Annotated in this window: 16 protein-coding genes; 12 read left to right on the top strand and 4 right to left on the bottom strand. The window is 42.2% G+C overall.

Features of this window, described 5'->3' with window-relative positions:
• Positions 1-41 precede the first annotated feature (41 nt).
• The 8 genes from CZ487_RS24775 (at position 42) to CZ487_RS24740 (ending at position 6,842) form a co-directional block, all read left to right on the top strand.
• On the top strand, positions 42-959 hold the full coding sequence (locus CZ487_RS24775) for an ABC transporter permease (protein WP_077215027.1): 918 nt from the start codon (positions 42-44) through the stop codon (positions 957-959).
• 15 nt (positions 960-974) lie between these two features.
• A complete protein-coding gene (locus CZ487_RS24770; protein WP_077215026.1) occupies positions 975-1,901 on the top strand; it encodes an ABC transporter permease in 927 nt (308 codons plus the stop codon).
• Positions 1,902-1,915: 14 nt separating this feature from the next.
• Positions 1,916-2,902: an ABC transporter ATP-binding protein gene (locus tag CZ487_RS24765; RefSeq protein ID WP_077215025.1), complete on the top strand. Its 987-nt coding sequence runs from the start codon at positions 1,916-1,918 to the stop codon at positions 2,900-2,902.
• Positions 2,902-3,942 carry an ABC transporter ATP-binding protein gene (locus CZ487_RS24760; RefSeq protein WP_077215024.1) on the top strand — a complete coding sequence of 347 codons (1,041 nt, stop codon included), beginning with the start codon at positions 2,902-2,904 and terminating at the stop codon, positions 3,940-3,942. The genes CZ487_RS24765 and CZ487_RS24760 overlap by 1 nt, the downstream gene beginning before the upstream one ends.
• 18 nt (positions 3,943-3,960) lie before the next feature.
• Complete coding sequence (locus tag CZ487_RS24755; RefSeq protein ID WP_077215023.1) at positions 3,961-5,094, top strand: M20 family metallopeptidase; 1,134 nt, start codon at positions 3,961-3,963, stop codon at positions 5,092-5,094.
• 124 nt (positions 5,095-5,218) lie between these two features.
• The gene (gene fabZ, locus CZ487_RS24750; protein ID WP_077215022.1) at positions 5,219-5,653 is read left to right on the top strand and encodes a 3-hydroxyacyl-ACP dehydratase FabZ; all 435 of its coding nucleotides are present in this window, start codon (positions 5,219-5,221) and stop codon (positions 5,651-5,653) included.
• A gap of 156 nt (positions 5,654-5,809) precedes the next feature.
• Positions 5,810-6,142 carry a hypothetical protein gene (locus CZ487_RS24745; protein WP_077215021.1) on the top strand — a complete coding sequence of 111 codons (333 nt, stop codon included), beginning with the start codon at positions 5,810-5,812 and terminating at the stop codon, positions 6,140-6,142.
• A 274-nt stretch (positions 6,143-6,416) separates the two neighbouring features.
• Positions 6,417-6,842 (top strand): hypothetical protein, encoded by a 426-nt coding sequence (locus CZ487_RS24740; RefSeq protein WP_237562944.1) that lies wholly within the window; start codon positions 6,417-6,419, stop codon positions 6,840-6,842.
• Between the two features lie 299 nt (positions 6,843-7,141).
• On the opposite strand, the gene CZ487_RS24735 is transcribed toward CZ487_RS24740, so the two are convergent.
• Positions 7,142-7,570, bottom strand: coding sequence for a YwpF family protein (locus CZ487_RS24735; protein ID WP_077215020.1), 429 nt, complete (start codon positions 7,568-7,570; stop codon positions 7,142-7,144).
• A gap of 279 nt (positions 7,571-7,849) precedes the next feature.
• On the opposite strand from CZ487_RS24735, the gene ssb reads away from it, so the two are divergent.
• Both ssb and CZ487_RS24725 read left to right on the top strand, forming a co-directional pair.
• Positions 7,850-8,212, top strand: coding sequence for a single-stranded DNA-binding protein (gene ssb, locus CZ487_RS24730; RefSeq protein ID WP_077215019.1), 363 nt, complete (start codon positions 7,850-7,852; stop codon positions 8,210-8,212).
• Positions 8,209-8,388: a hypothetical protein gene (locus CZ487_RS24725; RefSeq protein WP_077215018.1), complete on the top strand. Its 180-nt coding sequence runs from the start codon at positions 8,209-8,211 to the stop codon at positions 8,386-8,388. The genes ssb and CZ487_RS24725 overlap by 4 nt, the downstream gene beginning before the upstream one ends.
• Positions 8,389-8,627: 239 nt before the next feature.
• Here the strand turns inward: CZ487_RS24725 and CZ487_RS24720 are convergent, their stop codons facing one another.
• Together CZ487_RS24720 and CZ487_RS24715 are read right to left on the bottom strand one after the other, a co-directional pair.
• Positions 8,628-11,432, bottom strand: a complete 2,805-nt coding sequence (locus CZ487_RS24720) for a DEAD/DEAH box helicase (protein ID WP_077215017.1) — start codon at positions 11,430-11,432, stop codon at positions 8,628-8,630.
• Positions 11,425-13,047 carry an SWIM zinc finger family protein gene (locus tag CZ487_RS24715; protein WP_237562943.1) on the bottom strand — a complete coding sequence of 541 codons (1,623 nt, stop codon included), beginning with the start codon at positions 13,045-13,047 and terminating at the stop codon, positions 11,425-11,427. The genes CZ487_RS24720 and CZ487_RS24715 overlap by 8 nt, the downstream gene beginning before the upstream one ends.
• A gap of 511 nt (positions 13,048-13,558) precedes the next feature.
• Between CZ487_RS24715 and CZ487_RS24710 the strand changes: the two genes are divergently transcribed.
• The gene (locus CZ487_RS24710) at positions 13,559-14,221 is read left to right on the top strand and encodes a hypothetical protein (RefSeq protein WP_077215016.1); all 663 of its coding nucleotides are present in this window, start codon (positions 13,559-13,561) and stop codon (positions 14,219-14,221) included.
• A gap of 14 nt (positions 14,222-14,235) precedes the next feature.
• Positions 14,236-15,423 (top strand): efflux RND transporter periplasmic adaptor subunit, encoded by a 1,188-nt coding sequence (locus CZ487_RS24705; RefSeq protein ID WP_077215015.1) that lies wholly within the window; start codon positions 14,236-14,238, stop codon positions 15,421-15,423.
• A gap of 66 nt (positions 15,424-15,489) precedes the next feature.
• Here CZ487_RS24705 and CZ487_RS24700 read toward each other — a convergent pair whose 3' ends face one another.
• Positions 15,490-16,392: a helix-turn-helix domain-containing protein gene (locus CZ487_RS24700; RefSeq protein WP_077215014.1), complete on the bottom strand. Its 903-nt coding sequence runs from the start codon at positions 16,390-16,392 to the stop codon at positions 15,490-15,492.
• Positions 16,393-16,400 lie beyond the last annotated feature (8 nt).

Genomic DNA, 16,400 nt, shown 5'->3' with positions numbered 1-16,400 from the left:
GAGTGATCCTTAGTCCTTTTTCATCCAATCGAGGTGAGATAATGGGAAAGTTTTTAGTACGTCGACTTCTACAGATTATTCCAGTGCTTTTCATTATATCTTTCATAGTATTTTGTCTTGTGTTTGTTGCAGGAGATCCTGTTGCATTAATGCTGCCAGAGGATGCTAGTCAAGAAGATATTGAACAGCTTCGAGAGTCTCTAGGTTTAAATGAACCGTTTCATATTCAATATCTGACATACATGGCAGGCTTGTTCACACTCGACTTCGGAGAATCTTTCCGCTACAACGAAAGTGCCCTTCCAATCGTTCTTGAACGACTCCCAGCGACAATTGAATTAGCAATCGCAGCAATGGTGATTGCAATTGTCATTGCCATTCCTCTTGGTATTTGGTCTGCTACAAAGCAAAATTCACCAGTTGATCTGCTTGCTACAGGAGGGTCAGTACTTTGGAAAGCGATGCCGAACTTTTGGCTCGGGATTATGTTGATTTTACTATTCTCCGTAACATTTGGCTGGTTCCCTGTTTCGGGAAGAGGAACATTCATGCACTTGATTCTGCCGGCTATTACGTTAGGAACCGGAATTGCCGCAGAAATGACGAGATTAATAAGGTCAAGTATGCTAGAAATCCTTAACCAGGATTATATTAGAACGGCAAGAAGTAAGGGAATTAGAGATTTCTTTGTTATTAACAAACATGCCTTTCGAAACGCCCTAATTCCAGTAGTAACGATAACGGCTCTGCAAACTTCGACCGTAGTAGGCGGTACATTAATTACGGAAACCGTCTTTTCTTGGCCAGGACTTGGTCAGCTTTTAATTCAAGCAGTTAACACGAGAGATATGGCGATCGTGCAAGCAAGCGTTTTTGTCATTGCATTTATTGTCATCCTCATGAACCTGCTGGCGGATATCATTTATAAAGTATTAGATCCACGAATCAAATACAACTAAGAAGGAGGGACAAAGATGGCGGCAAATCCACAAACAACAACAGGCACTGGGCCTGTTGCAACTCCCATATCGAAAAGTCCTAGTGCGTTCAAACGCTGGTTCCGGCTGCTGCTCAAAAGTAAAACAGGAACCGTAGGCTTAATCATTGTACTAACGGTCATTCTGATCTCCATTTTCGCGAAACAACTGGCACCGCATGATCCAAATCAAATCAATCCAGCCATGATGCTGAAGCCACCTGTTTGGATGGATGGCGGCAGCGCTGATTATATCCTTGGTACCGATAATTTAGGACGAGATATTTTGAGCAGAATTATCTTCGGTTCGCAAATATCACTGGCTGTTGGGATCTCTGCTGTAGTATTAGCAGGGGTAATCGGTGTCTTTGTTGGGTTAGTAGCTGGGTACTATGGCGGAATTATCGATAATATTCTCATGCGGCTGGTGGATTCATTTCTAGCGATCCCTACTATTCTATTTGCACTTGTTATTTTAAGTATTTTTGGTCCAAGTGTTCCAACGTTAATCGTTGTCTTAGGGATTACCAACTGGGTTCAATACGCACGGCTTGTCCGCGGAGAGGTATTATCCATAAAGGAAAGAGAATTCGTAAAAGCAGCAAAATCAATCGGTGTTCGGGATAACCAAATTATTCTTCGGCATCTGCTTCCGAATGTTATCTCGCCTTTTATCGTTATTTCAACGTTAAGCGTAGCAACAACCATCATTTTAGAGGCTTCACTAAGCTTCTTAGGTTTAGGGATTCAACCGCCAACAATCTCTTGGGGAGGCATTTTAAGTGACGGAAGAGATTATATTGCAACAAGCTGGTGGCTGGCGACATTCCCAGGACTTGCGATCACGATTACAGTACTCGGAATCATCTTTTTGGGTGACTGGCTGCGGGATGTACTGGATCCAAGAGCGAATAACGGGCGATAAGAGGAGGTTGGCTGATGACTACAGATACAATTTTAGAAGTGAAAGATTTAAAGACATATTTTTATACAGAAAACGGCGTCATCCCATCTGTTGATGGAGTAACTTTTGATATTAAAAAAGGCGAGACAATTGCGATTGTTGGTGAATCTGGAAGTGGAAAAAGTGTAACATCACTATCCATTATGGGGTTGGTCGGGTCCCCAGGGAAAGTTGCTGGCGGAGAAATTCTTTTTGAAGGTAAAGATATTACGAAAATATCGAAGCGGGAGATGCGAAAATTACGCGGCAATGAAATTGCGATGATTTTCCAAGAACCATTAACTTCCTTAAACCCGTTGTTTACGGTAGGAAACCAAATTTCTGAGTCCATTCGGCTTCATCAAAAAGCCAGCAAAGAAGAAGCGAAGAAGATTGCGATTGAGATGTTGAAAAAGGTTGGGATTCCAAGGGCAGAGAAAATTTATTCCTCACATCCGCATTTATTAAGCGGTGGAATGCGGCAGCGCGTGATGATTGCCATGGCTCTCTCTTGTAATCCGAAACTATTAATTGCTGATGAGCCAACAACTGCATTGGATGTAACAATTCAAGCACAAATACTAGAGTTAATGAGGAACCTTTCGCGTGAAAATGATACTTCTATCATGTTAATTACCCATGATTTAGGAGTAGTGGCGGAAATGGTTGATAAGGTCATTGTGATGTACGCTGGCCAAGTGGTGGAGCATACCGATGTATATACATTGTTTAAAGATCCAAAACATCCTTACACAAAAGGGCTGCTTGATAGTACACCGAAGATTCATGAACTGAAGGAAGAGCTTCAGTCTATTGAAGGAACAGTTCCTCCGCCGGGGTCCATTCCGGTTGGCTGCCGTTTTAACACTCGCTGTCCTTACGCAACAGAAAAATGTTTCTCGGAAACACCCGAACTAACGGAAGTTTCTCCAAACCACCAAGTACGCTGCTGGCTTCATGAAGAAGGAGAGGTGGCCATTTAATGGAACAATTAATGAAAGAAGATAGCAAAAACGTTCAAACTGAATATCTATTAGAAGTAAGAGGATTAAAAAAATATTTTGATGTGTCTGAAGGGCTTTTTAAGAAAAGAAAATCCTTTGTACGAGCTGTTGATAATATTGATTTTTTTGTAAAACCAGGAGAAACTCTTGGGATTGTTGGGGAATCAGGCTGCGGTAAATCAACGACTGGAAACTTGATTATGCAATTGCTGGATAAAACAGAAGGTGAAATTATTTTTGAAGGCGTCGATTTAGGAAAGCTTTCAGGTGAAAAGCTGCGCAGAAAACGAGCAGAAATTCAAATGATTTTCCAAGATCCGTTCTCTTCTTTAAATCCAAGAATGAGAGTATTCGATATCATTGCCGAACCGTTAAAAACTCATCATGTGGCAAAGGGAAAAGAGTTAGAAAATCAGGTATACGAATTGATGGATGTTGTTGGATTGGACCGCTCATATGCGAGACGCTATCCGCACGAGTTCAGCGGCGGTCAGCGCCAGAGAATCGGCATTGCGAGAGCACTTGCTTTAAAACCGAAACTGATTATTTGTGATGAACCAGTGTCTGCGCTGGATGTTTCGATTCAATCACAAATTCTTAATTTAATGGCAAAGCTGCAAAAAGAATTTAATCTTACTTATATTTTTATCGCCCATGGGCTGCCGGCCGTAAAACATATAAGCGATCGCATTGCCGTGATGTATTTAGGGAAAATCGTTGAAATAACGACAAAGGAAAAACTGTTTGATCAGCCATTGCACCCCTATACAGAAGGATTGCTGTCTGCGGTACCTATACCAGATCCAACTCTTCGTGATAAAAAGAATCGTATTATCATTGAAGGTGATATGCCAAGTCCTGCTAATCCGCCATCAGGATGTCGTTTTCATCCGAGATGTCCATATGCGCAGGAAAGATGTAAAATAGAAGAACCTAAACTAGTGGAAGAACAACAAGATCATTTTGTGGCTTGTCATTTTCCGTTAGAGGAAGGCCACGGTATCTTACTAGACAAATAAAAATAGGGAGATGCGAAAATGGAAGACTTTATACAGGGGAAAAAAGATGAAATGCTCCAACTAATTGAGAGGCTGGTAAATATTGATAGCGGCTCATATGTGAAAGAAGGCATTGATGAAGTAGGCAGTATTTTAAAGGAAAAGTATGAAGAATTAGGTTTTGTCGTTGACGTGAAAGAAGAGAATGAGAATGGCAACAATTTGGTGATTCAGCATCGAGATGCCAAGGATCCAAAAATTATTTTAGTGGCTCATATGGACACGGTTTTTCCAAAAGGAACGGTGGCAGAGCGTCCATTTCGCATCGAAGGCAACCGCGCCTATGGACCAGGCGTAGTCGATATGAAATCGAGCTTGGTAGAGCTGCTTTATGCGATTAAAGCGCTGGAGCAGAACGGGTCAGAAGCGATTAAAAATGTGCAAATCATTTTAAATGGCGATGAAGAAATCGGATCGGTGACATCTCGTCCGTTAATCGAACAACTTTCACAGGGGAAAGAGTATGCGCTTGTCATGGAACCGGCGAGAAAGGATGGCTCATTGGTTTCTGCAAGACGCGGCGGCGGCCGTTATACGCTGATTGTAAAAGGGAAAGCAGCGCATTCTGGGATCGAACCGGAAAAAGGGCGCAGTGCCATTGAAGAGCTAGCTTTTAAAATTATTCAATTGCATTCCTTAACCGATCATGAAAAAGGAATCAGCGTGAATGTTGGGTTAATTGAAGGCGGATCTTCTGTGAATACCGTATCTGCCAGTGCGGTTGCGCATGTTGATATCCGCATTTCTGAAATGGAGCAGGCTGAATATTTAAAAGAAAAGATTCATGAAATCTGTTCAAAAACGGAAGTCGATGGGACGAAAATTTTCCTAGAGGGAGATATCAGCCGTCCTCCAATGGAATATAATGAACAAACAGAGTCTTTGCTGCAGATCATTCAGGATGTAGGAAAAGAGATTGGAATTAGTGTCCGCGATACCGCAACTGGCGGCGGGGGAGACGCTTCCTTCACATCTGCATCAGGTGTGGCAACAATTGACGGTCTAGGCCCTGTTGGCGGGAATGCACATAGTGAAAGAGAGTATTTAGAAATAGATACGCTGCCGGAACGTACATTATTGCTGGCAAAGACGATTGAAAGACTGACTGATTAAGTAAAATGAGAGAGCCGATTGAGGCTCTCTATTTGTTTGTAAGGGAAAGGCAAAGCTTGCATGTTCCAGGTTTAGCCTATAAAATAAGATAAAACCTAGTGTTAGTAGGAGGTACTAATTACATATGCTTGATATTAACGAAATTAAAGATATTATTCCGCACCGCTACCCGTTTTTGCTTGTGGATCGAATTTTAGAAGTAGAAGAAGGCAAAAGAGCTGTCGGCATTAAGAATGTTTCAGCGAATGAAGAATTTTTCAACGGTCATTTCCCAGAGTACCCGGTGATGCCGGGAGTATTGATTGTGGAGGCGTTAGCACAAGTGGGCGCTGTGGCAATTTTAAAAAAGGAAGAAAACCGAGGAAGACTTGCGTTTTTTGCTGGAATTGATAATTGCCGGATGAAAAGACAGGTAGTACCGGGCGACCAGCTCCGCTTAGAGGTAGAAATGACTCGTGTGCGCGGTTCTTTTGGAAAAGGGAAAGCGGTGGCAACGGTAGATGGAGAAGTCGCGGTAGAAGCGGAAATTATGTTTGGTCTTGGAGAGAAAAAAGAATAGCAAAGGATCCACCTGGTACGTGTTGTGCCGGGTGTTTTTATTTGCAAAAAAATTTTTTGAAAAAATATGCAAATAATTATCGCTTTTGGGCAACATAACAACAGACCGATACATATTAGGTCCAGAATCAATAAAATATGAAAGGAGCTTATACTTATGAAGAAAAAGCTTTTAGCACTCCTTGGAGGTACTTTATTGACAGCGATGGTACTGGCTGGCTGTGCTGGGAATGATCAGGATCCGCCTCCAGAAGAAGATGTGAATGTGGAGACTCCAAATAACGGCGACGTTAATGACAACAACGGTGCTGGTACAAATGGCGATAACGGAGCTGGCACAACTGGAGAGAACGGAAATGGCGATATGGATATGAACCAAACAGAGGATCAAACTGGCGGCGGCGATATGCTCGAAGATAATAATGAGCAAGGCGAAGATATGCTGGAAGATCAAAATGATATGGAAGACGAGAATAATCAAGATAAATAATGTGAAATCTCTAAAGGTGGTTTCACTGCCCGATAATGTCATAGCAATAAATAGGACAGGGTGACCTGTCCTTATTTTTACGAAACAAATTACAGAAAGTTAGAGAGGGCATCTGCCTGGACTAATTGAAAAATCAGCTCTAAATAGAGTAATCGCGAACCATGAGCGCGGCTTTTTTAATGGCGAATGAAGAACGGTCGAATTTTGAATTTACCTAGTTTTATTTGTCAGATGAAAGCTATTATGATAAAGTGAAAATGTTGAGAAGGAGTTTATGGTCGAGATTAAGTTTGGGGGTACTTTTACTAGAATGTTTAAAGATCTTTCACCAGGCATAAAAATTAGCATTTCACGATCCATTTCAACCGCATTTGAACAATACATGAATCAAATACGTTGGAATGAAAATAAATTTGATATTGAAAAATTTATTAGTGAGTGGCAGCACTATATAACAAATAACTCATCTTGGTATGAAAAAATTAGCGATGATGTTAAAAATAATCCTGCGTTTCATGAGCAGCTTGCAGATAAGATTAATGAAACCATTGATAAAATCCTTTCGGAAGAACCAACAGAAGAGCAAATGCAAGAAATTGATAGACTTCAGCAGGAAGTTGGAGAAGAACGGAATTATTCTTGTAAAACGGAAGCAAAGTTTGTCATTGAGGATTTAAAGCAGGAGTTAAAAAAAAAGTAGAACAGCTAATGCCTGCCAGTGAGGAAAAATTAAAGCTGGCTTCCATCCTGTACTACCAATGTTACAGTGAGGAGCTTCCCCTTCGTGATTATAAAAATCAGGACATTGATTATATCATTGAACAGCTGAATATCAAGATCATAGAAAAGAAAGACGTTTTTCAATCGAGTATTCTGCACTGATTTTTGACTATAAATAAGTACTCCCGAGCATCCTTCAGGGCCGGGAGTTTTGTTATGTCAAAAATATTGCGGCGGATGCAGTGTCTCGGGTGCAGTGCAGCTTGTTCAACGCTTGTTTTAAACCTTTGAGTTGGACTTAGGACGATTATAGAATTTATCTTTAAACTCAATTAATAGATTCTCTCCGCTGAGGCCTTTTGAGATCAAACTGCTTAACAGGTTCTCAGCATAGCTGCTTCTCATTTTTTTCAGTGTTCCTTGAAGCAGAATGCTAATATGCTTCTCGAAGGAAATAACTGATCTTGTGTGGACACGGAAGAGAACGGGATCATTATCTAATTTGGAAATGATTGTTTGGATGAGCAATTCCTTCTTCTGGTCATACGCTTCCTGGAAAAAACGCTGAAATGATTTATCAATATAACTCTCAATTAACCAAGAATTTTCTTCATCCTCTTTACTAATCATTATGCCATCCTCAAGCGGGACATCCATTAGACCGTCTTCTTTTACCACTTTTAACGAAACAAGCTTAAATGTCTTCATCCTACACCTCCCGACCGCAGTAGTATTTGCTAGATAAAATTATACCATACCAGTCTGATAATGAAAATTTTGCCATTGTCGAATATTGTCGATAAAAATAGGAAAGAGAAAAGAATTTTGTCGTATTGGGTTTATTTTAAGTTAAAAGTTTAATTTTTCTCTAGGGGAAAATCAGATTTTCGGCTTTGAAAAGAGGCTAAAATTTAATTTCGGCGGTTTTACGAGAATGGTCATCTCCGGTTATGATAACGATATCCCAAGGGAGAGAGGTGATGAAAGATGATCAATCAAGTAACACTGGTTGGAAGGTTGACGAAAGATCCTGAGTTAAGGGTGACGACAGATGGAAATGCCGTAACCAACGTAACACTTGCAGTGAGCAGAAATTTTCGAAATCACCAGGGTGAAATTGAGGCGGATTTTGTTCAGTGCACCTTGTGGAGGAAAATGGCTGAAAATACGTCGCGCTATTGTAAAAAGGGGTCGTTGATCGGCATTACGGGACGAATTAAAACGAGGAATTATGATAATCAAGATGGAAAGAGAACCTATGTAACGGAGGTTATTGCCGAAAATGTAAAATTTCTGGATAGCAAGAAAGCGAATAGTACACATGCTGAAAAAGAGGTGGTCACCAATTGAAGACCCTGATCGATCGAGACAAAAGTCTCGAAATATTACTCGAACGGCTCATAATGATGGTTGGGAAATCAAATGAACGAGCCGAACAGCTTCATAAGCGCATCCTGCAGCTTGAATACATCTTACTTAACGAAAGCCCCAAAGAACCTGCTGAAAAGAAATCATTTATATCATAATTATTCATGATCTTTACTAAATATTATCCCCCCAATTCCCCAAGTTCTTGGTAGAAAAAATCAAAGCAATCCTCCAAACCTCACATTTCCAGCGACGGTAAACTAGAACCGTCGTTTTTTCTATTTCAAGACAGAAAAACAGCACCAGGAAAGACCTGGTGCCGTAAAATATAGTGTGTGTCCGCTCCGTGCGGACAAAATCGAACAACTGTCCACGGACGGTACCAGGTACCGCTTTTTTATAGGGAGACGAGGTCGCGGAGTTCGTCTGTGGAGAGTTCGGTGATCCAGCTGTCGCTTTGGATGATGGCGTCGTTGAGCGATTGTTTTTTCTCGAGCATGGCATCGATTTTTTCTTCGAGTGTGCCGGTGCTGATGAATTTATGAACATGGACAAACCGCTTTTGGCCAATGCGGTAAGCACGGTCTGTTGCTTGATTCTCGACAGCGGGGTTCCACCAGCGGTCATAGTGGATGACATGATTGGCCGCCGTTAAATTCAAACCGGTGCCGCCTGCTTTTAACGACAGTATGAATACAGGGAACTCGTGGTTTTGGAAACGGGTAATCATCTCATCACGCTTGCTTTTTGGAACACTGCCATTCAGGAATGGAACTTCGATTTTGAACTTCTGCTTCAGCATCGTCCGCATCATTTCACCCATTTCAATATATTGGGTAAAAATTAAGCAGCTTTCCTTTTGCTCCAGCACGGCGTCGACTAGTTCGGCCAATTTTTCAAGCTTCACAGATCGTTCCAGCACACGCTTCGGCTTTTCTTCTTTCAAATACAGTGCAGGGTGGTTGCAAAGCTGCTTCAAACGGCTCAATAATTGCAGAATTAATCCTTTTCGTTCAAGGCCTGTTAATGTCTCAATTTGCACAAATGTATCGCGGACGAGCTGTTCGTAAAGTGACGCCTGCTCGGCCGTCAGCGGACAGTATTCCTTTTGCTCCTGCTTATCAGGCAGATTTAGTGCAACCTCTTCATCCTTTTTCGTCCTTCTTAAAAGGAAGGGACGAATCAACGCCTGCAGCTCACCAATCTTTTCTTTTTCATCGTTCTTCTCGATTGGAACGACATAGTTTTTCTGGAATTGACCAAGGCTGCCAAGGAAACCGTGATTGGTAAAATCAAAAATCGACCACAATTCGCTCAAGCGGTTTTCCATCGGTGTCCCCGTTAATGCGATATGATGCTTGCCTTTTAACTTGCGCACCGCCCGCGACTGCTTCGTCTGCGCATTTTTAATGTTTTGCGCTTCATCTATTGAAATAGAACTCCATTCAATGCTCTCAAATTCAGCAAGATCAAGATGGGTCAGCCCGAATGAGGTCAGCACGATATCAACTTCAGACACTTTTTCCGTAAAAGCGTCTTCCTTCATACGATTTGATCCATAGTGGAGATAGACGTTCAAATCAGGTGCAAAACGTTCAATCTCCTTTTGCCAGTTTCCTAAAACGGAGGTAGGGCAAATAATCAGGGCAGGACCGCTTTTTTCTTTTTCCTTCACAGACAGAATATACGAGATCAATTGAATCGTTTTTCCAAGTCCCATATCATCGGCAAGCACAGCCCCAAAACCGTACTGGCGTAAAAACAAGAGCCAGCTCATCCCTTGAATTTGATAAGGGCGGAGCGCGCCTTGGAAGCTGTCAGGCACAGATGCTTCAGGAATCGATTTGATATCGCGGAGCTGTTTGATCATTTGCTTCCATTGACGATTCAGTTCAATTTGCACGCGCATCAGCCCGAGATCTTCAGCTGAATCGCCTTCATTTTCATCAGGTCCAAGTAATTCCTGCTGAATTAAATCGCGAACATGCAGGCCTTCCTTTTCAGCTCGTTTCATCAATTCTTGAATTTGATGAACAAACCCAGGATCAAGCTTAATCCAGCGGCCGCGAATATAGACAAGTCGCCGCTTTTCTTCAACGAGCTGTGAGAACTCCTCTTCAGAAAGCTCAACGCCATTCATCGAGAAGCGCCAGTTGTAATCCAGCATCGCCTGCAATCCAACGAATGAAGGCCTATGGCTGGAGGCGGAACCCTTCAATTTCGCTTTGACTTTCAAATTGGCATTTTTCATCGCCAGCCACCATGAAGGGAGAAGAATCTCAATTCCTAACGCCAATAGTGTTTCACTGCCTTCTGTTAAGAATAGCCATGCTTCATTTTCCGTCAGTATGTTTGTTACGCCATTTTTACCTTCCAGCCAGGGAAAAAGCGCAATCCAGCGCTGCTGCTCTCGATCGACTGCTTCAAGGAAGTCAAACCATTTCGCAGGCATATTGCTATGATCATTTACATCAACGACGACTTCAGGATCATCTTTTCCTCGTAAAAAGATCCGCAGCTCCCACGGTTCAGCGATATCAGCGGGCTCTTCTAATCTCAGCCCTATCGAAAAGGGCAGGGCGCTATCCTTCAATCCAATCCATTCACTCCAAGTTTCTTCATCAAAATAAGAAGAAAGTGCCCGTGGAGGAAGAGAATGATTTTGAATGGCTTCGAGCTTCTTGCCGATTTTTTCTTTCCACTGCGGTTCTTTTTTAAAAAAAGCCTGCAGGGATGCGTTATACCAGCCTGTTACAAAATCTTTAACAGGGATGTCATGCTCGACGTTCTGCTCCCAGAAGTTTTCGCCGAATTCATGGTACACCCGCTGGGGGAGGCGCCATTTGAATTCATCCTGCTGGAGCGCCTCGAAGTCGGGGAACCAGTCTTTTTCCTGGATCGATTCATACATCGAATGGGCGGCGGCTAAGCAAATTTGCCCGGTATCGTCCCAATCCCATTCAACGAGCCGGTTAAACTGCTCATTGGCAAGCAGCGTAACGAGCTGCCAGCCGTCGACGACCACACCGAGCTTTTTCTCCTGAACAAATGTTCCATAGTAGCTTGCTTCATGACGATTGAAAAGGAGAGACTTCCATTCGCTAGGCTTGAGATCAAAGCCGTCTTCATTTTCGGCTGTTAAAAAGAATTGGCCATCTTCCAAGGGTTCTATATTAATTTTTAACGATGTTGACTTAAGCATTGATCAGCTTGCCCCTTTCGCATTCTTCCTGGAAGGCTCGCAGCCGTTTCGTGTTTTCTAAAAGTACTGATAAAAACTGCTGCCAATCGTCTTCACGCTTGAGCTTCTTATAAATCGTCCGCAGCTTCTTTAAATGTTTGACAGCTACACGGTAACTGCTGCGGTTTTTTAAATTAATTTGCTGTTGAACTGATTGATGATAAAGCGGGAGCAGGACCGTCGGCTCTTCTTTTTGCAGTGCCTTAAGTTTGTCGTTTGATAAGGAAGAAATGTCATATCCAATGTAGACTTGCAGGTCACTCCATTTATCATATTGTTTTTGTTCGAAAAGAAAATCGTCATAAATTCGGTAACTGTACGGCAGGGTTTGAACGAGAATTTTTTCATATAAATCGAACTTATGATTTTCAATGCAGTAGACAGAAACAGCCTTCAATGCCCAGCGGGTAAATTCCATGCGCGCATATGTATCGTGAAGTTCCTTAATATAGCCTTGCAGCATGTTCGCAAATATGTCGACAAAAGGGCCCATTCGCTTCCAATCCTTTGAAGCCTTCAACATTTCCAGCCAGAAAAGCATATAAGGTGCTGCTTCTTCTTCAAGATGCTGTAAAATTTTTAATGCGCGGTCGTCATCCCGCAGCATGATGTGCTGATGGGCGCTTCCAAGCAAAAGAGGAACGGTGTGTGTTTGTTCATAAAGCTCTTGAAGTTTTTTGGTTTCTTGTTCACGCCAGCCCTTCTTTTTGTAAAGCTTTGTCCAAAGCACAACATAAAGATGGGTCCGTTCAAATTCAAGGTCAAAGTCCTCTGCCAACAAATAAATGCAATCATCCTTCAATCTTGCGATAAACTCATCAAACGCAAAGGGCATGGCATGCACACTTAACTTTTCCACCAGCTCTTCAATTTCATCGATAATGGAAAAAAACAGATGCCGATAGTGCCGGTTAATGTCTGCTTCCTGATGATCCAGCTCCCGGCTCAGGTTGAGCAATTGTTGAAAAGAGTGGATGGCAGCGACGATATAATATAACTGCTTCCATTCCTGCTTCACGGGCGCGCTCGCCTTGAGCTTACGGCTGTAGACTTGAAATAAATCTGGTACTAAATAGGGTTTAGGGTTTTTCGTTCCCTTCATGATGGAATCGAAGTCTTCACGAAAGCTGGATACCCAGGAATCATAATCTGGCTGCAAAGCACCGGCTGTCTTCAACAAGTCCTTTGCTCTTTGCAGCCCCCATGTTTCTGCTGATTTTTTCTCTTTAGCGGGCTGCCGCCAGTCTTCCACCCATTCTGCGACACTGCCGACTTGGGAGTATGCGTAGAAAAAGACAGCAAGAATATGCCGGCACGTCCCGTCAGTAGGACAGGAGCAAGTGCTCAAATTTAAAAAGTTTAAGTCGAGCTCGACATGGACTCTCGTGACATCCTGTACCGATGCCGTGACAAAGTCATTTTCAAGCTTTGCTTTAGAGACAAGACCTTGTCGGTATAAAAGAAGGCCTTTTTGAACGATTTTTTCATCTTCGATCCGTTCCGACCACAGTAGCGCTTTTAAATCCGCTGCCGCTGCTTGAAGCAGCTCTTCATATTTCATTGGGATCGATGCCAATTCAAAAACCTCCCACCGTTTGCACGTGTAAAAAACACCATAATATCTTATTATACAAAATTTTAGGGTGAGAGGGGAGGGGCATGGAAGTTTGATGGGAATTGCTTAACGTTTTTGGGAATTCTTTTAAAAATATTCCTAAAGTTATATTTCGGAGCAGAAAGGGCAGATAAAGATAATATATGCCGTAATACCAGTGGATTATCGCTGCTTTTTAGGGTTTATTCTTTTCTGAAAACTGTGATTCAATAAGGATATAGGTCTAGCCCAAAAGGCGCTATCCTAATGTAACAATCCTTTAGCTCTATTGTTCCTTGAGAACAATACTATTAGAATCTCCATTTTTACACTCCAGAAAAGTCTGGGGTGTCTTTTTTTGGTCGGGTATTATTTACTATTTTTAACAGATTTACCTTAATCTTTAGAATTTACGATGGATTTCAGATGCCTGTTTCCTGTAAGTGATGTAAAATGAATACACAGAATATGACAAATTGTTGGAGGATTCATTATGTTTTTTCAAGTTAGGCTGTTTCGAGGACTTTTTTCACCATATGTCGCGGCACATCAATTACATAAAGCGGAGCAAATTCATGGAATTTGGACACGTACCTCCATGATTCTCGCGATTAGCCTAATTTTAGCAGGAATTTCTGCTTTTTTCGGAATTGGGAATGAATCACTATCGAAGCAGATCTATGATGTTTCAGCAGCAGAGTTTGAAAATATGAAGGCATTATTTGCGGTTGGACAAGTTGTTCTGAGTATGTTAATAACGACAGCACTGATATTCTTCCCGGCGCTCGTCTTTTGGGTTTTTACCGATATCGAGTATAGCAAACTAGTGGTGATCGGCTTGCTGACAGCGGCAATTTCGTTATTAGAAAAAGCCATGCTGATCCCATTTCAGCTGTTTTTCGGACTGGATGAGGCATCGTCTCCTTTTGGATTGGGTGTTGTGGCGCAGTATGTAACTCGACTTGAATTTCTCATCCAGTTACTTGGGAACATTTCAATTTTTTCAATCTGGATGATGGTCCTTCATTATTTATATTTAAAATGGACAACGGAGAAAAAGAACGGGGTACTTCTACTTATCGTTTTATCTACTAATCTATTTATCTGGATCTTTTCTGCACTCTTTTCTTATATAAAATTTGAAGTCATGCTTTAAAGGAGGCGGCAAACTTGAATAGAAAAAAATGGACGGTGCTGGCGATCATAGGGTTATTGCTTGCCGCGAACCTTTTCTTGATTTTTAAAAAAGAAAGTAAAATCGAGAGAGCAGCTTATATTGGTGAATGGACTGAAGTTAAAGAACAGGACTTGGTATTGTCGAAAAATAAATCCGGCGTACTCGTTCCTGCGCAAGAGGAGTATGTCTACTATCAAGCTGGAAGCGGTATTTTTGAAGAGTTTCTCGTCAGTGAGGGAGAAGAGGTAAGGTCTGGAGAAGCTTTATTTGAGTACTCTCCGGTCGATATCGAGGCGACCATCTCGAGTTTTGAAGCGGAAATCTCCAAACTGGACCGTGAGAAAGAAGCGCTTGAGGATAATATCGATGATTTGGAGAAGCTCGAGAGAACAACATCTTTTGGGGATGATAACCCTTATGCTGATTCGATTGTGAACAGTTTTTCAGCGGAAATCTCCGAAAAGAAATGGGAATTAGGAAAAGTTGAAGCGGAAATTGATAAATATAACGATCTCATCGACATTGCCGAAGACGGCCTTAGAAGTTTGACCGTCGATAGCGGAATGGCGGGTGTCGTGAAAGACATCAGCTATGAACTGCAAAATCCGGTTGTTACGATTACTTCGCATGACATGAAGGTGGAGGGCGTATTGGATGAGGATGAGGTGCTTGAAATCGCTGAAGGGATGGAAGTTGCGATCACTTCAAATAAGCTGCCGGAGAAATTGAAGGGGACTGTTTCAAGTGTGTCTGTTAACCCGATAAGTGATCCTAAGCTGGATGAGGAAAGCCAGTACAGTTTTACCGTCGAGCTTGAGGAGCAGCCGGAAACATTGATTCCAGTTGGGGCAAATGTTGGGTTGAAGATTAAAGTAGCGGAAGCTCAGGATGTTCTGACGGTATCAGAAAAGGCTATAAGAAAGGATAGCATTTTTGTGCTTGGACGGGATGGCAAGGTGCAGAAGCGCGAAATCGAGAAAGGCCTTGTTGTAGGTAAAACCGTCGAACTGATTAGTGAAGGGGAAGAAGGAGAATTGGTTGCGTACGAACCAGAAGGCCTCAAAAACCAAGCGCCCTACTTCACCCCAATCAACATAAGTAAACTATCAAAAACTGAGCTAACCACCATGCCCAAAAAAGAAATCCTCCGCTACATCGGCCGAGGACTCCTAACCAAATAAACAGGGGTGTCTCCCTCAGGGAGACAAATGTCCACGAACGGTACCAGGTACCGTCCGTGGACAAACTTACCCCATTTGTCCATGAGGGGTACCTGGTACCATGTTTTTGATTTTTTTGGTGATGAAGGTGAGGAAGCGATTGTCGTGTTGGAGTTCGAAGATGAGCCGGGCTTTTTCCATGAGTTGTATCGCTTTTATTGGGTTGTTTAGCAGTTCGTAGTTGTAGCCTGTATGATAATGAAGTTCCCCTAACAGATAAAGGCTTTCCCTCTTGATGCACCAGTCAATTCCCTCTTGGCAGTACTGAATCGATTCATGGTATTTCTCCTGTCTGGTAAGGACGCGGCCGATATTATAATAAAGCCGGGTTTGTATCGAAATATCATTTAAATAAGGAAGCTGCTTAATGGCATGAAAAGCTGTTTTATATATTTTCAGTGCGCTGTCTAAATCATTTTCCTCAAAGTAAATGACCCCGATCGTCAGCATAATCTCAAGCTCTCTCTCAGAGTAAATTTTCTCGGTAGTTTGCGTGAGGGAAATGGCTTCTTGGAGGGTCTGTATAGCTTTTCCGAGATCCTTGTTCATTGCATGCTCATAAATTCCTTTATGCCAGAGAAGCACTTGATAGTTTCGTCTATTCTGCGAAAACAGCGGGTTCTTCTGCTCCATCTCCACAATTTGCTTCATTTCTTCATAATTCATTGTTCTCCTCGTAATCCGAAGCTGCTTACAAACTTCTTGTACATAATCAAGGCGGGGTGTCAGTCCGATGTCAAAAAAGTAGTTAACGTCAACACCAAGCCGTTCAGAAATCAAATAAAGAGTAGAAGCATACGGATAAACATCCCCGTTTTCAATTTTACTAATTTGCGCCTGTGTACAAATCCCTTTGGCCAGCTCTCCTTGAGACAAGCCGATTTGCTTGCGAAGCTCCTTGATCCTTTTCCCTACTGCTGAAAAGTCCATTTAAAACA

The organism is Robertmurraya dakarensis (assembly GCF_900156875.1).
GTDB lineage: Bacteria > Bacillota > Bacilli > Bacillales > Cytobacillaceae > Robertmurraya > Robertmurraya dakarensis.
This window is presented reverse-complemented; position numbering and strand designations above follow the sequence as displayed.

What these genes read in the sequence shown, in the direction of transcription:
- CZ487_RS24775 (WP_077215027.1), top strand. Translation starts at nt 42, where the DNA reads ATGGGAAAGTTTTTAGTACGTCGACTTCTACAGATTATTCCAGTGCTT.
- CZ487_RS24770 (WP_077215026.1), top strand. Translation starts at nt 975, where the DNA reads ATGGCGGCAAATCCACAAACAACAACAGGCACTGGGCCTGTTGCAACT.
- CZ487_RS24765 (WP_077215025.1), top strand. Translation starts at nt 1,916, where the DNA reads ATGACTACAGATACAATTTTAGAAGTGAAAGATTTAAAGACATATTTT.
- CZ487_RS24760 (WP_077215024.1), top strand. Translation starts at nt 2,902, where the DNA reads ATGGAACAATTAATGAAAGAAGATAGCAAAAACGTTCAAACTGAATAT.
- CZ487_RS24755 (WP_077215023.1), top strand. Translation starts at nt 3,961, where the DNA reads ATGGAAGACTTTATACAGGGGAAAAAAGATGAAATGCTCCAACTAATT.
- fabZ (WP_077215022.1), top strand. Translation starts at nt 5,219, where the DNA reads ATGCTTGATATTAACGAAATTAAAGATATTATTCCGCACCGCTACCCG.
- CZ487_RS24745 (WP_077215021.1), top strand. Translation starts at nt 5,810, where the DNA reads ATGAAGAAAAAGCTTTTAGCACTCCTTGGAGGTACTTTATTGACAGCG.
- CZ487_RS24740 (WP_237562944.1), top strand. Translation starts at nt 6,417, where the DNA reads ATGGTCGAGATTAAGTTTGGGGGTACTTTTACTAGAATGTTTAAAGAT.
- CZ487_RS24735 (WP_077215020.1), bottom strand. Translation starts at nt 7,570, where the DNA reads ATGAAGACATTTAAGCTTGTTTCGTTAAAAGTGGTAAAAGAAGACGGT.
- ssb (WP_077215019.1), top strand. Translation starts at nt 7,850, where the DNA reads ATGATCAATCAAGTAACACTGGTTGGAAGGTTGACGAAAGATCCTGAG.
- CZ487_RS24720 (WP_077215017.1), bottom strand. Translation starts at nt 11,432, where the DNA reads ATGCTTAAGTCAACATCGTTAAAAATTAATATAGAACCCTTGGAAGAT.
- CZ487_RS24710 (WP_077215016.1), top strand. Translation starts at nt 13,559, where the DNA reads ATGTTTTTTCAAGTTAGGCTGTTTCGAGGACTTTTTTCACCATATGTC.
- CZ487_RS24700 (WP_077215014.1), bottom strand. Translation starts at nt 16,392, where the DNA reads ATGGACTTTTCAGCAGTAGGGAAAAGGATCAAGGAGCTTCGCAAGCAA.